The organism is Anaerobacillus alkalidiazotrophicus (assembly GCF_001866055.1).
In genome coordinates this window covers 18,488-33,897 of record NZ_MLQS01000023.1, presented here as the reverse complement: position 1 = coordinate 33,897, position 15,410 = coordinate 18,488, and the positions used below count along the sequence as shown (strand labels likewise).

Annotated in this window: 13 protein-coding genes; 7 read left to right on the top strand and 6 right to left on the bottom strand. The window is 34.1% G+C overall.

Features of this window, described 5'->3' with window-relative positions; all coding sequences use genetic code 11:
* Window positions 1-15: 15 nt before the first annotated feature.
* Both BKP45_RS14605 and BKP45_RS14600 read right to left on the bottom strand, forming a co-directional pair.
* Window positions 16-2,316 (bottom strand): thiamine pyrophosphate-dependent enzyme, encoded by a 2,301-nt coding sequence (locus BKP45_RS14605; RefSeq protein ID WP_071390436.1) that lies wholly within the window; start codon window positions 2,314-2,316, stop codon window positions 16-18.
* Window positions 2,317-3,330, bottom strand: a complete 1,014-nt coding sequence (locus tag BKP45_RS14600) for a 2-oxoacid:acceptor oxidoreductase family protein (RefSeq protein ID WP_071390435.1) — start codon at window positions 3,328-3,330, stop codon at window positions 2,317-2,319.
* A 287-nt stretch (window positions 3,331-3,617) separates the two neighbouring features.
* Between BKP45_RS14600 and BKP45_RS14595 the strand changes: the two genes are divergently transcribed.
* Window positions 3,618-4,259, top strand: a complete 642-nt coding sequence (locus BKP45_RS14595; RefSeq protein WP_071390434.1) for an HD domain-containing protein — start codon at window positions 3,618-3,620, stop codon at window positions 4,257-4,259.
* A 306-nt stretch (window positions 4,260-4,565) separates the two neighbouring features.
* On the opposite strand, the gene BKP45_RS23355 is transcribed toward BKP45_RS14595, so the two are convergent.
* Window positions 4,566-4,700, bottom strand: coding sequence for a hypothetical protein (locus tag BKP45_RS23355; protein ID WP_281243178.1), 135 nt, complete (start codon window positions 4,698-4,700; stop codon window positions 4,566-4,568).
* A 133-nt stretch (window positions 4,701-4,833) separates the two neighbouring features.
* Between BKP45_RS23355 and BKP45_RS14590 the strand changes: the two genes are divergently transcribed.
* Window positions 4,834-5,715: an alpha/beta hydrolase gene (locus tag BKP45_RS14590; RefSeq protein WP_071390433.1), complete on the top strand. Its 882-nt coding sequence runs from the start codon at window positions 4,834-4,836 to the stop codon at window positions 5,713-5,715.
* Here BKP45_RS14590 and BKP45_RS14585 read toward each other — a convergent pair.
* Window positions 5,690-6,853, bottom strand: a complete 1,164-nt coding sequence (locus BKP45_RS14585; RefSeq protein WP_071390432.1) for an MFS transporter — start codon at window positions 6,851-6,853, stop codon at window positions 5,690-5,692. The two genes, BKP45_RS14590 and BKP45_RS14585, sit on opposite strands and share 26 nt — an antisense overlap.
* Window positions 6,854-7,369: 516 nt before the next feature.
* On the opposite strand from BKP45_RS14585, the gene BKP45_RS14580 reads away from it, so the two are divergent.
* Complete coding sequence (locus BKP45_RS14580) at window positions 7,370-8,014, top strand: SurA N-terminal domain-containing protein (protein ID WP_071390431.1); 645 nt, start codon at window positions 7,370-7,372, stop codon at window positions 8,012-8,014.
* 424 nt (window positions 8,015-8,438) lie between these two features.
* The gene (locus BKP45_RS14575; protein WP_071390430.1) at window positions 8,439-8,699 is read left to right on the top strand and encodes a hypothetical protein; all 261 of its coding nucleotides are present in this window, start codon (window positions 8,439-8,441) and stop codon (window positions 8,697-8,699) included.
* 115 nt (window positions 8,700-8,814) lie between these two features.
* Here BKP45_RS14575 and BKP45_RS14570 read toward each other — a convergent pair whose 3' ends face one another.
* Window positions 8,815-9,735, bottom strand: a complete 921-nt coding sequence (locus BKP45_RS14570; protein ID WP_245747521.1) for a 3'-5' exonuclease — start codon at window positions 9,733-9,735, stop codon at window positions 8,815-8,817.
* Between the two features lie 401 nt (window positions 9,736-10,136).
* The gene (locus tag BKP45_RS14565) at window positions 10,137-10,757 is read right to left on the bottom strand and encodes a YitT family protein (protein ID WP_071390428.1); all 621 of its coding nucleotides are present in this window, start codon (window positions 10,755-10,757) and stop codon (window positions 10,137-10,139) included.
* A 242-nt stretch (window positions 10,758-10,999) separates the two neighbouring features.
* Between BKP45_RS14565 and BKP45_RS14560 the strand changes: the two genes are divergently transcribed.
* The 3 genes from BKP45_RS14560 to BKP45_RS14550 are packed head-to-tail and all read left to right on the top strand — an operon-like array spanning window position 11,000 to window position 14,716.
* A complete protein-coding gene (locus BKP45_RS14560; protein ID WP_084787988.1) occupies window positions 11,000-12,499 on the top strand; it encodes a spore germination protein in 1,500 nt (499 codons plus the stop codon).
* A gap of 14 nt (window positions 12,500-12,513) precedes the next feature.
* Window positions 12,514-13,605: a GerAB/ArcD/ProY family transporter gene (locus BKP45_RS14555; protein ID WP_071390427.1), complete on the top strand. Its 1,092-nt coding sequence runs from the start codon at window positions 12,514-12,516 to the stop codon at window positions 13,603-13,605.
* Window positions 13,598-14,716, top strand: coding sequence for a Ger(x)C family spore germination protein (locus BKP45_RS14550; protein WP_071390426.1), 1,119 nt, complete (start codon window positions 13,598-13,600; stop codon window positions 14,714-14,716). The genes BKP45_RS14555 and BKP45_RS14550 overlap by 8 nt, the downstream gene beginning before the upstream one ends.
* Window positions 14,717-15,410: the final 694 nt, after the last annotated feature.

Genomic DNA, 15,410 nt, shown 5'->3' with positions numbered 1-15,410 from the left:
ATTTTAGACAATATCTTAAAGAAATGGTGTTTCGTGTTTTGCTTTTAGAATTCTCCATCTACGTTGAACTTCGTCTTCAAATTCTTTTAACATTGGTGCATTACTTTCTTTTAACAAATGCTTTGTTTTACCCATCATTTTTAACCATTCAGCTAATTCAACACGCTTATTTTTTGCTTCAGGATCATACGTAAGTGTTGTTTCACCTTGTTCAACTTCATAAAGAGGGAAGAAGCATGAATCGACTGCAGATTTCATAATTTTCTCACCCAGACGATCTTCAGACTTCCAGTTAAGTGGACAAGTGATTAAAAGTTTTCCGTATGCTAAACCTACATTTTGAGCGTACCATTGAGCTTTTGCAGCTTTTTTAATAAGGTCTTGTGGAAAAGCTTCAGTTCCTGTGAAAACATAAGGAATGTGAGTTGAAGCCATAATTTGAGCTGTATCTTTATGGTGGAACGGTTTCCCTTGTTTTGTCTTACCAATTGTAGTCGTACTAGTCATATGTCCAAGTGGTGTAGAGTAAGACATTTGTGAACCTGTGTTCATGTAACCTTCATTATCATACTCAAGGATAATCATTTTATGGTTACGTAACGCTGTACCGATAGCAGAACCCATTCCGATATCCATGCCGCCATCACCAGTAATCATAACAAAAGTGAAATCGTCAGAAATCTCAATTTCACCACGACGTTTCATCTCGAAAAATGCTTCAACAGTACCGGAAAGTGTTGCAGCACCGCTTTGGAATAAGTTATGAATAAACGTTTGTTTGTGAGAACTGTACGGATAACCAGTTGTAACAACATACGCACACCCTGTTTGTAATAAGATGACTGCGTCACCTTCAATCCCTTTAAAGAATAACTCTAAACCAGGGAAGATACCGCAACCAGGACAAGCGCCGTGCCCAGATGCAAAACGTTTTGGTTTTCCAGTTAAATTACGTAGTGGTGGAATTTTTACATTTAATTTTTTTGTTTCCTCATCTTGAGTTACTTTAATTAATCCAGAATTAAATGTATTACCATGCATTGGTTCGATGACAGGCTTTAGTTTGTTTTCAGGATTTCCAGGCACATGCCCAAAATAGTCAAATGATTTTTCGGCAAATCCTTTTTCCATAGCATCAATCGTCATTTCGAAAAACTTTTCAGCATCATCTGCATAGAAGTCTTTACCACCAACACCGAATACGCGACTAAGAACAATCGTTTGATTTTCTTTATCTTCTTGAAGAGCAGACTTTACTTCGTGAGTTAAATTCGGGCCATTACCACCGTATGAATCCGCTCTTTCACCGACAAGTAAAGCTTTTACGTTTTTCAATGCTTCACGTATTTCTTTAGCTGGAAATGGACGAATAATGTTAGGACTGATAACACCTGCTTTAATTCCTTTTGCACGTAGCTTATCAACCACATCTTTAGCAGATTCAGCGGCTGAGTTTAGAAGGAAAAGAGCAACTTCGGCGTCTTCCATGCCATATAAATCTAACGTTTTATATTCACGCCCAGAAATTTCAGCGTATTCTTTTTGTAATTCCTCAAAAACTTGGCCAGCACGATAAATAGCTTCTGATTGTTGGAAGTTGTTGTTAATTAAGTCATCACCATTCATATGAGCGCCAATAGTAACTGGGTTGTTTTTGTCACATGCTACAGGATAACCTTTTGGAACTTCACCAACATAGTCTTGCACGACTTTACGGTCTTTAAAGTATTCTACTTTACGCTTTTGGTGAGACGTAAAGAAACCGTCGTAAGCAACAATAACTGGAAGACGAACATCTTTATGTTCAGCTAGTTTTAAAGCAATAATGTTCATGTCATATACTGCTTGAGGTGTGCGAGCTGTTAAAATAACCCAACCAGTGTTTAGAGCGTAGTACAAATCTGAGTGATCACCACGAATATCTAATGGTCCACTAACTGCGCGAGTTACAAGATTCATAACCATTGGAAGTCGAACTCCAGATTGAGCAGGAAGTTGCTCAAGCATATATAGGAAACCATTTGCACTTGTTGCATTAAATACTCGAGCACCTGTAGCTGCAGCTCCGAAACAAATACCAGCAGAACCATGCTCACCATCGGCGGCAATTAGTTCAATATCATGTAGACCTTGTGACTTCATTAAATCTAAATATTGTGCAACCTCTGTTGATGGAGTAATAGGGAAGTACCCCATTACATGGTAATTTATTTGTGCAGCAGCCATAGCGGCCATTTCATTTCCTGATTCGAAAGTAGTAGCTTGTTCAAACTTCTTATTATTCACATTATTTAATCTATCTTCTAAAGTAGCCATTTATATGCGCCCCCCTGCAACATATGGAAATTTTTGCGCGACACGATGAGCTTCAGCATAGCCAACTTTTTCTGCCATATCGGATAAAGCTGCTACTGGACATGCGTCAACACATTTTAAACAGCCTTTACAATATTGGTAATCTATACCAGTAAGAAACATTTGTTTTCTTCCGCGTTTGTCTTCTCCTTCTTCCCAAACAAAGCAGTAATCTGGGCAAACTGTATCACATGCAGCACAGTTAATACACTTTTCTTGTTCAAAAGAAGGTAAAAAACCTTGTCTAGAGCCACTTAAATCTTTTAACACACTATTTGCTTGGGCAGTAATAACTCCACCTATCTCCTGTGTTAAATAACCTAATAAAGGTTGTGGTCTAGAAAACTCTTTTCCTTTTGCGTTTTCAGGGAGTTCGTATGTTTTAAAAGTTACTTCATTATAACCGCGATCAAAAGTACGGATATTTGGTTCAACTAGGTGAGGGTATTTTTTTTCAAATGTTTTTCGAATAACATTTCTCATTTCATCTGGGTCTAAAAACTCTAATATGCGATATAGTGCACCAAGCATCGCTGTATTTACTTTTGTTTTTTCTTCAACTGCTATTTTAAGTGCATCTACAATTGCTACAGTACCATAATCAAGATTGAGATCTTCTCTTACACTATCAAAATCTCTTGTACTGTTAACTAAAACAATGCCGTCTGCAGGTAATCCGCTTACAACATTTACTGTTTTATAAAGAGCTTCGTGAAAGACTCCTATAATATGTGGTTGTTCGATTGGGCTGTGATCACGAATTTCTACATCGGCATCACAAAATCGAACAAAGGATTTAACTGGAGATCCCTTTTTTTCGGATCCGTAAGAAGAGAAGTTAGATCCGTTTAAGCCTAACCCCAATACTCCAGCTTCAGCTAACATTTTTCCTGCTAGGTTTGCACCTAATCCCCCAATTGACTCTAAGCGTATCTCAAAAAAGCCAAGTTCATTCTTTTTTGGTAAAATAGACATGTTTAATTAATCCCCCTTTAAAAATTTGACATTACTCCTCCCTAGTTACAGTATAAACTATAAAGTATACTTTTGTCGTGTAGGAAGTCATATTTTGTTTAAATTATTCAAAAATTTCACTGGTACAAAAAACCTGACAAGGTGAAAGCGGTTGATGATAAAGAGTTTTAAGAATTTGTGTCTATAATACAGGAAGAAATTTGCTTTAGTACAATATGAAAATTCTATTTTGAAGTAATCTATAAAAGAGATAAGATTGTGAATAAAAATACAAATGAGGCGATCATATGAATAAACAAGTTATAGTAAAAGAAGCAGAAAAATTTGTACATTCTATTTTAAAAGGTGATAGTAGTGGACATGATTGGTGGCATATTTATCGAGTGCGAAACCTCGCGAAAAAAATCGGTGAAAATGAAGGTGCTGATATATTTATATGTGAAGTTACAGCACTTCTTCATGATATTGCAGATGAAAAGCTTTTTGGAGATGAGCAAAAAGGGTTAGAAAAAATTATCAGTTGGTTAAAGGACCATAAAGTTTCTGAGGGCGATAGAAATCATATTGTTTCTATTATAAAAACAATGTCATTTAAAGGTGGTAATAATTCGAAGGTTGAGACATTAGAAGGACAGGTTGTCCAAGACGCAGATCGTTTAGATGCTATTGGTGCTATTGGAATTGGTCGTACCTTTGCATATGCTGGTGCGAAGGGTCAGTTAATGTACGACCCAGACATTCCTGTTCGTAATGAGATGACAAAAGAGGAATACCGACACGGGAAAAGTACAGCTATCAACCATTTTTACGAAAAGCTAATAAAACTAAATAACTTGATGAATACATCTTACGGAAAAAAATTAGCTGAAGAGAGGCACCAGTTTTTAGAAGAGTTTTTAGAGAGGTTTATGAATGAGTGGCAGGAGTAAATCTTTTATCCCACACTTAAGGGGCAAGTAAGACCCCCACCTCAAAACTTAAGAAAATCGAGAAGTTTAGGTGGGGGATAAACTGCCCCTAAAGGTCCGATATAGAATAACTTTCATCAGTGATAGCTGATGATTAGTTATTCTTATGTCTGTGGTATAAGTTGAACTAACAATCAGTGGGGGATGAAGGAAAACCCCCACTGATTGAAGTTCAGCTTTATGAATTGAGTGAATTTCATTATTACAATAAACGAACTCATATTCTTCACTGCCATTTTTGGGCGACTTCCCAAAATACCATCGTTTTCAAAATGGTATAGAGATGCTATCAATGTTCATGTTTTTGTCGAATGTCTTTATGGTTGTCATTGGTGGCGATAAATCGATACTAGCAGCAATCGAAGTTAAAATCACTTTTTCACTTACTAAATCTACTTTCACCTAATGTACCTCCTTCTAGTTAGTAAATTTACCGTGTGAAAAAGAGGCAAGAAAATTCGTCAAAGCTTTAAACATTTTATGCAAAATAAGGTAAAATAGAACACATAGAAGCAAGTAAAGTAGGAGGTTTAATATGAAATTCTACGACTCTACCATAAAACACCCTTTTGGACATAACTATATTTCTTTTTATGGAATTGACAAACAGGTGTTGAACGACTATAAAGTTGAAAAAATAAAAGAAGGAAATGAAGAAACGGCTGTACACGTTTTTGAGCCTGTAAGTGTTAAAGGAACGGTTCTTCTCATTCATGGTTATTTTGATCATACAGGGTCATTAAAAAATATGATAAATTTTTTCCTAAAAAAACACTGGCGTGTTATTAGTTATGACTTACAAGGGCATGGGTTGTCATCAGGGAATAGGGGGGAGATTAGTGATTTTATTCAATATGTTGAAACATTAAAAAAAGTTTTAACGTACTGTCAGCAAAGTCAGTATAAAATTAATTCAGTAATTGCTCATAGTACAGGAGCTGCAATCATTAGTTACTTTTTATTACAATCTAAGGCTAGTTTTGAAAAAGTTATCTTTTTGGCTCCTCTTGTTAGGCCGACGAAATGGCGTTTTATTTTAGCTGCATCTAAAATAGTTCCGTACTTCAAATCTAAGTTAAATCGGAAGTTCAAGATAAATTCAGGAGATAACAATTATTTGGATTTTGTGAAGAAAGACCCACTTCAATCAAAGTATATATCAATAAACTGGGTTAAAGCTTTAATAAAATGGAATCAAAATGTAGAAGAGTTATCCCCTTCTACACAAGACCTATATGTTATCCAAGGTACATTAGATCAAACGGTTGATTGGAAATATAATGTTTCCTATTTGAAGAAGAAATTTCCAAAATGTCAAGTAGCGATAGTTGAAGGTTGCAGACATCAAATAATAAATGATCATCAAACGATAAAAAATAAAGTTTTCAAAATTATTGAAAAGCAGATCTTTTCTTAAATAAGGTTTTCTTTAAACGTAATCTAATCACAACAGTAAGTACAAGCATAATAATAGCACCTAATAAAAGTCCTTGACTTGGCGCGACGTTTAGAGCACCAATGACAAATGAGCCGGTAACAACCCCTAATGAAAAAAAAGCATAAAATAATCCGAACGCACGTCCTCGTTCATTCTGATGTGAATGGTCAATCACAAGCGCTGTTACGGATGGGAATATACAAGCAAAACCAATACCATAAAAAATCATTGCTATAAATAATAATGTTATGTGCTGAATTAATCCAAGCATAAGCAACGCAAAGGTGACAAAGCCCATACCGATAAGTACCATGTTTTCACGCTTAACTTGATCAAAAAGGCGGTTTGTCGGTAAAAGAAAAAATAGAATAGCAGTAATTCCAAATGTACTTAATAACATGCCTGAAACAGCTATGCTATAAGGGGTCGTCTCAATTTTTAGAGGAAGCATAAAAGCTAATATTCCTAAAGTCAACATGAGAGAAAATGCCCCAATGTAAGCATTAATAAGAGGCGGTAGGCGTAAAAGCTTCCAAATGTTCTCAAGTTTTAATGAGTGTGTGTTTGAACGTTTAGGTAAATAGGTTTCTTTAAGTGTTACAATTACTATAAATGCAGTGAGTACAAATAGCACACTTATTATGTAAAAAACCCAATCAATACCTAGTGTTTGAGTGGTAATTGCCCCAAATGCAGGACCGATGATAGCTGAAATACCTACACATGCTCCTGAAAATGCCATTGTTTTTCCACGTGAGGTAGACCGTGCTTGATCACCTAAAAATGCAAATGCTGCTGGTACGAGCAATCCACCACCGATACCATGGATTAATCTTACTAAAAGTAATTGTTTTGCAGTTACTACTAGGGTGTAACCTAGTAGACAAACACTGACAAATAACATTCCTATTACTAGGATTCTTTTTCTGCCAAACTTGTCAATCCACTGGCCGGCTATAATATTCCCCACCATATTTGCCAATGAGTATGTGCCAATGATTAAGCCAATTAATAGACTAGAAGCCCCAAGTTCTTGTGCGAAGGGTGCGATAATTGGTAATTGTGAAAAAGTATCTAAAAAAGCAATGATTATGATGATATAAACAAAGTACACCATTAAGTATGTTCCTTTCGAATGAAAATGTTAAAACAAAATTTTATCCCACTCTTAAGGGGCAAGTAAGACCCCCACCTCAAAACTTAAGAAAATCGAGAAGTTTAGGTGGGGGATAAACTGCCCCTAAAGGTCCGATAAGTTGAACTAACAATCAGTGGGGGATGAAGGAAAACCCCCACTGATTGAAGTTCAGCTTTATTAATTTATTATACATCATTTTAGGTGAAAACATTAATTATTCTAATCAAAAGGATACTTGAAATTGAAAATTTTGGTAGAGGCTAACCTAGATATCTTTTACATAATTTTACATAATTTTACATAATCTATTGCTTTTACTATACTAAAGCTAATTATAATAGTGTACCAGTTATACTCTTTTTGTTTTGACTTTACATCTTGTACCACATCTAGTAGAATTGCATACCGTAGTGATTTTCATGAGTGATGTAGATTTTTTTGTTCGTAAGGGTTGGGTTATTAGCCAATAAATCTAAAGTGAGAGGATGAGTGTCAATGATTAAAAGAACTCTTTTATTAATCGTATTAGGTATGCTAACTTTTGTAGTTATCGGTTGTGGTAATGTAACTGATGAAGGTGAAGCAGCTGCTGTTGTAAATGAAGAAGTTATCACTTTTACAGACTTTAACCTTCAGGTTGAAAATACAAAGCAGATGTATGAGCAACAAGGAATTGATATAGCTGAGCAGGGTGAAGAGTTTCTTGCAATGATTAAAGAGAATGTGTTGAATAATATGATTGATGAAAAGCTACTTACACAAGCATCAGCAGATTATGTGGTATTAGAAGAAGAGGTTGAAGAGCAGTTTCTATCAGTGAAGTCAGATTTTGAGTCGGAAGAACAGTTTCACGAAGCGCTAGAATTAAATAATCTCACTAATGAAACGTTTAAAGAAAGAATTCAAGAACAATTAAAAATTGATCAATTTTTATCTGAAACGATGAATGAAGTAGTAGTTACAGAAGAAGATCTTGAAGAAGCTTATGCTCAAGTTAAAGAGATGGGTGAAGAAGATCTAGACTTTGAAGAAATCAAGCCGGTTTTAGAACAATCAGTAGTACAACAAAAGAAGGAAGAAGAGTTTATGAGGGTCCTTTCTCAATTAAAGGATCAAGCTGATATCGAGATCTTTATTTGATAAAAATTGGTTTCCTAATTTTAGGAAGCCATTTTTTTGTTCAAAATGAAAGTATAAAATTTTGAATTTGAAACGCTTTCTAGCGCAAGTGGCTTATGAGCTCGGCCACTTCAGTCCAGCAACTGACTTCAATTAACTCTTGAAATCCTTCGTTGATTAGCTTCATGCAGCATTGCTTCGAGGAAGCTTACTACGAAGCAGTACTAGAAGACGCTAAAAGCACGTAGGAAACCAAAGAGCGGCTTCTGTCAAAGGCCGCCCCAGTGAAGCTACTACTTGGATTACTTCGAAGCTGCTTTGCTCTTGAGCAAACGGAGTGGCACAGGAGCAGCTGCTCGTGACCAAGGCGCTTGCGCTTTTCTTAGGTATGTTTTCCTTGTTATGGATTAAACTAAATAAAAATAAATAGAGGAAGGGTAATTTTATGAACATGTCAATCCAGAAAGCAATGTTAGCTATACAACAAGGGAAATTGGCATTACAGCAAGGACAAAAATATGTAGATCTAGAACAGTTTAGGCAGGTTGAGGAACAACTAATCCAAGCAAAAATAGCGATAAATGAAGCTAAATTAAAAGGAAGTGGGAGTGAGGGCCAGTTTTTAGAAGAAGCTAACATGAGTATTGAAGATACTCTTCATCGTCTTCAGCGACTTAACCATCCGCCAAACTTACAACAAGGATAAACGCTTTTTACCATAGGAGTATGATGAAAAATAACTAAGGCATACGACAATTAGTAAGGTGGATACTACAGACAACAAAATGAAAAAAACGAAGATGCTTATATCTTCGTTTTCTTTAAGCTGTTAATCGTTTCAAAGGTAATGGCATATGTTCATGTAAAATAACGATTTTACACCCATTAGAAAAGTGTTCTTTGTAGCTAATTAACAATTCATTATAAAATTCAACTAACAATCTTACATATAAAAGTATTTCCTCATCAAAAATACGGGACCTATTTATTTGGATATTTTCATATTTTTTTACTAATTTCATGGTCCTTTTAACAAGTTTCCTTGTAGTACGAATATTAGTAATAATAGGAACTTCAGTCATTAACTGGTGAATATCGGTTAATACATAACGTTTTAATTCTGTATTTATATTTGTTAAAGGGTTAATCTCTTGATCATTGAAGATAAATTGTTTTAACATAATTAGGTCAGATTTATGGACATCTTTACTAAAAGCAAGGTAAATTCGAAGTGTATTATAAGCGTCATACATAGGGTTATGTTTTTCGCCTTCAAAACGAAGATTATATAAAGCTAACGCATTTTCAACGGATGGGTTCACTTTTGCGACCCTTTTTGAAAATAGAGCTTGAAAATCAACATATCGAGATTTAATTGTTGTTATCGTTTGTTGAGGAATGTGATGAATTGATGCATCAAGTTCAAGGCGTGTTAAGTCATTTTTAGCCCATGAGAAAAAGCGACTTTCTTCTAAGTTTCCCACCCAGTTTAGAAATTCCTGAAAAACAACAGGAAATCGGCTAGCTTTTACTAAATCTTCATCTTTAATTTTTGTTAAATTTATACAAAATGAACTTAAAGGTTGTAGTTGTTTTGGTTGAATATAGCGGTCAAAATAAGTGATGTCTTCTTTATTTAAGTCGTATTTTACAGCGCCTAATCTGATTCCTTCCATATTGGAAAAAGGCATACCTTCTTCACGGCAGAGCATTTCAAAGTCGAAAAAGATAAATTGTTTCACTTCAGTCAATAAACTGCCTCCTCTCTATCCAATTGCTTATTATATATGGCTACCCTGATATAGACAATTATAAATTTTTTCCAAACAAATTTCACATGAAGAATATTTGTTTATCCCACTCTTAAGGAGCAGTAAGACCCACCTCAAAACTTAAGAAAATCGAGAAGTTTAGGTGGGGGATGTAGGAAAACACCTACTGATTGAAGTTCAGCTTTATGTGGGAATTTCTTCTTTACCAAAACCGATCTGTATAAATCTATTTCTGATTACGTACGGTTTGGCGTAACTAGATATAGTATCTAAGTAGTGAGAATAATGAAGATGAATCTTTACTATAACAAAAAAACAGTTCATATCCAAAAGAGGAACAAACTGTTTTTTACCTATATAAATTCAATCTATCATTTAGCTACCTCATTAAGAATAATTGTTTCTTCTCTTATTTTAACCTCCTTAATTGGCGAGACTTTATATCGACCAATAATAAACGATGCAATCACAATGCAAGCAATGGAATAAAAAGCACTATTCCATCCGACATATAATACAGCAAATAAAATTATTAATGAATCACAAACAAAAATCGTAAAGCCTCGATTTAGATTGAACTTTTTGTCTAAGTATAAAGCTAAAATATGAATTCCACCTAAAGAAGATCCATTATTCAATACCAATGTTACTCCAATACCGATGAAAACTCCTGCTAATACTGTAGCGTTAATATCACTGATTTGAAAAGCTGGAACAATAAAGTCAAAAGCATCTCGAATAATCGAGATACTAATAATTGACAATAAGCTAGATAACGTAAACCATTTTCCTAATTGCTGTATAGAAATAATAAAGAAAGGTAAATTAACGAATAAGAATAATAAACCCCAAGAGAAGCTTGTGAAATAAGTAAATATTGTTGCGATCCCAGCAGTTCCTCCGAAAGTTAGTAGATTTTGAGCTAAGATTTTTATACCAAAAGCTGTCAAAAATAATCCAGATAATACAATCCATAGTTGTTTGAGGAACATAGATATTACCACCCTATCATTGTATTTAACTTACATATAGCAGTATGTTAACTTGCTTCGGTCAATAAAAAAGTATTTCATAATAATATTTTAGCGGAAAATAAACGATTGGTAGTATATAAATGTAAGATAAATTGCTAAGGAATTTTGGGAGTGGATCGAAAATATGGTATATGAATAGAATTTTTTGCGAACTTTAACGTTGAATGACTTTATTCATAATAAATGGGGGATTTTTCACGATGAATAAGGAGGAGTTGAAAAAAGGGGGACAGGTGGAGAGAGATATTCACTCAAAGGTCGATGCTGATCAGCCTAGAGATCGACTGAATGAAAATGATCGACCTTCATTAGAGAAAGTAAAAACACTGTTTGATCAATGTGACGATTTCGAGAATAAACATTTCGCTAATAACGGAGTAGTTATTGTTTATCTAAGTAGCATTATCGATGACCAGAAACTAGAAAGTGAAATAGTCGAACCAATTTCATCCATAAACTCTACAAAAGTTTCAGACTGGTTACAGAAAAAAGATATAAATCAAGGTACTGTATTAAAAGAAATAAAGGATAAGATTTTATCAGGGTGTGTAGCAATCTTTTTTCATGAAAAAGCTTATTTTTACAATGTTTTTGGTGCTGAATTGCGTGGCATAGAAAAAAGTGAGACAGAAACTGTCATTGTTGGTGCTCATGATGCCTTTGTAGAAAATGCTATTATTAACCTTTCTTTAATACGTACAAGAATAAAGAGTTCTAATCTAAAAGTTATAAAACTTCGAGTTGGTGAAGTAACAAAAAGCGACGTGTATGTTTTATATATAGATGGACTAGCGGATATGGAGATGGTTGAGGATCTGAAAACACGGATAAGTGATATTGAAATTGATTCTGTTTATGATACAAATATGCTTTCTCAAATCATTGATGAATCCCCAGATTCGTTATTTCCTCAATACTATAATACAGAATTACCAGATGTCATACGTTCAAAGTTAGTTGCCGGGAAAATCGCAGTTATTTTAGACGGAAGCCCTGTAGCAATTAGTGCTCCTACGAACTTTTTTGAGTTCATACAGTCTCCAGACGATTATAATCAACGTTGGTTAATTGGTACGAGTTTACGATTTTTACGCCTAGTTGCAATATTAATTACCTTAACTTTTACTGCTGCTTATGTCGCTGTAATCACATTTCATTATGAAGTATTACCTGAGGATATATTGCTTACTTTAACAGAATCTAGAGCAAGGGTTCCTTTTCCACCATTAATTGAAGCATTATTAATGGAACTAACTATAGAGTTATTACGGGAAGCGGGAGCAAGATTACCTACAAAAGTTGGACAAACAATTGGGATAGTAGGTGGTATTGTAATTGGACAGGCTGCAGTTGAAGCGGGGTTTACTAGCAATATTTTAATCATTGCTGTAGCGAGTTCAGCGATTGCGTCCTTTGTACTTCCGAGCTACAACATGAGTAATGCAATTCGAATAGTGAGATTTATATTAATCCTACTCTCAGGTTTTCTTGGTTTTTTTGGAATTATGTTAGGGTTGTCATTTTTTATCATTCATGTTACTAGCTTAACAAGTCTTAAAACTCCGTATTTTATTCCAGTTTCACCTATCTATGTGAGTGATTGGAAAGATATATTTATTCGTGGTCCGTATCGGTCATTAAGGAAACGACCTGTTCAATCAACAACTGTAAATCCAGTTCGTAATAAAATGAAGAATTAAAGGAACGATTTGTTATGCATGAAAAGATACACTATTCACAATTGGCAATTATGGTTTACATGGTCCAATCAGGAATTATCATATTTGCTTTGCCTAGAATTGTAGCTGAAGCATTCGGAATGAATGGTTGGTTAGGGATTATGGGGTTGTCAGTTTTAGTTTTAGTAAATCTATATTTTATTATATTAGTTTATAAAAAAGGAGCAGGGAGATCCGTTTTTACCATCGTAGAAGCATCTTTACCAAAGTTCGTATATTATCCACTCTATATATTTATGATTACTACTTTTGGTTTACTTGCCGTTTTAGTAGCAAAGAACTATGTGATGCGTATTCAATTAACGATGTTTCCTGATGTGAAGCCAAATTATTTTTTAGTTTATTTTTTATTACTTATTTTATTTTTCTTAAGTAAAGGAATTTATAATATGAGTAAGATCACAGTCGTTTTCTTCTTTTCCACGGTTTGGTTACTATTTTTATTATTCATACTCATTCCGGAATTCAGCTTTACTAGGTTAACGACATTTTTTTTTCAAGGAGCAACGGATCCCATCGGCAAAGGGATAGAAGCTTATACAAGTTTTTTAGGGTATGAATTAACGTTATTTTTAATCCCATATGTGCAGAAGGATGGCAACTTTGGCAAAGCTATTGTATTCGGACATTTATTTACCACTTTTGTTTATACTGTAACATGTTTTATGACAATGGGATTTTTTAGTTTTAATCAACTAAAAAATATTTTATATCCGACACATACAATATTAAAATTTATGCAAACGCCATTAATTGAACGGATTGAGAACTTTGTTTTTGCGTTTATTCTATTAAAAGTTATTGTAACCGTTGCTTTTTATTATTGGGCTGCATTGGAAGTCTCTCAAAGTATGTTAAAGTCTGTAAACAAAAAATGGTTAATAGCTCTCATGTTTTTAGGAAGTTTCTTAGTAGGTGCAGTCTTAGATGTACAAAGAGAAATTAACGAATTGTTTACCATTATCACAATTCCACAAATAATTTTTGCATTTAGTTTTCCTTTGCTCCTGCTTTGTTTACTTTGGTTGAATAAAAGGAAAGAAAGGATGAATACTGAGATTGCGTAAATTGATTTTGTTACAATATTTACTTGTAGTTTTAGTGACTACTGGATGTGCTCAGGATAGAATTGTTGAAGAACTAGGCTTTATACATAGTATTGGTTATGACCTTAATGAAGCGGAAAATGCGAAAAAAGAAGGTGTCCTAATAATAACAGCAGCATTTCCTCAAGTTGCACCTACGGCTAAAAGTGATCGAGAAATACTAACAACAATAGCACATACAAGTAAAGAAGGTAAGGAAATAATGGCTCGAAAAACAGAGCGTATATTAGTAAGTGGGCAATTAAGAACCGCTTTATTTAGTAATCAATTAGCTGAAATAGGTATATTGGATACAATTGATACTCTTAAGCGAGATCATACGATTGGATTAAACGTAAAAATTATTACAGTGAATGGTAGTACGAAGGAGCTTTTGTTTGGCGAATATCCAAATCATCCACGTACAGATCGATATATATATGAATTAATTGAAAAAGATGCTCAAACTCATGTAACTGTTGATACATCATTATATCACTTTTTACGAGACTATCATGATGATGGTATAGACCCTATTACTCCGTACATAAAACAAGGTAGTGACGAAATAATTATTGATGGAATAGCACTATATAAGGGTGATCGTTTTGTTTACAACTTAGACCCAAAAGCTAGTAGGGTATTTAAGATGCTACATGGAGAATATTTAGGTGGAGATATCACTACTGAAATCAATCTAAAAAATGAGGAGAAAAAAGCTTATTTATATATTACTTTCAGTACATTGGAATCATCAAGGAAGGTAGACGTACAATCTCCATCTCAGATTACGATTAACATAGAGGTGAAAGGGGACATCGAGGAATATACTGGTCAACTTGAATTATCTGATGATGAAGTACAAAAAGAAATTGAACGTAAGTTAGCAAAATTTATTGAAAAAAGTAGTGAAAAAATTATTGAAATCATGCAAGAGTATCATGTAGACAACCTTGGAATAGGCCAATATGTAAGAAATAGTTGTAATTATAAAGAATGGAAAGAAATGAATTGGAGTGAAGAGGTATATCCGGAGGCTGAAATAAATGTTAATGTTATAGCTAAACTAAAAGGATTTGGCAGCGTAAAATAAATTTTAAGATTTAATTATTCGAACAAGCGTTACAGTTGATCAAGAAGGTAAAATGCTTGAAAATGTGAAGCGGTAGTCAAATATCAAGCAAAACGTATTGTGCAAGTTGCTGAGTGGGTAAATAAAGGTAATCAATAACAAGCAAAAGGTTCATAATTTACAACAATGAAATTGGAGTTGTTCTAAAAGCTAATTTTAGTTTTTAGAACAACTCTTTTTTACTATTAAAAATTCTAGGAAGCTAACCTTATAGACATAGTCTTTTATTCCTTACGTGTTTGAGCAAGGCAGCTTCCGCACCTACGAGTTTGTCACTTCACCTTTTTTCGGAAGGAAATAACTACTTCTGTCTATGGACTTTTATTGCATTTGGCTTGCGACTTAAGAACTTTCATTTTATGGTAAAAAGAATTTTGTCGGACAAATATTAAGCATTTAAGAAGGATCTGTCAATAAAAATGGAAAATATAAGTTAGGTAAACTTGTATTAATAGAAGTGAACTTATATTAATAGGATGTAATATAACTATGAGTTTCTTTTAAAGAGAGAAATAAGGGTTTAAAAGTTTTAAAGCAGCTTAACACACGTGCCTACGTTTTACCTGTGTGGACAATCATCATCACAATTATGTATAAACAGTCTGATAATTATTGTGATGAAAGCGCATCCGCAGATAGCGAAATTAAGTTATGA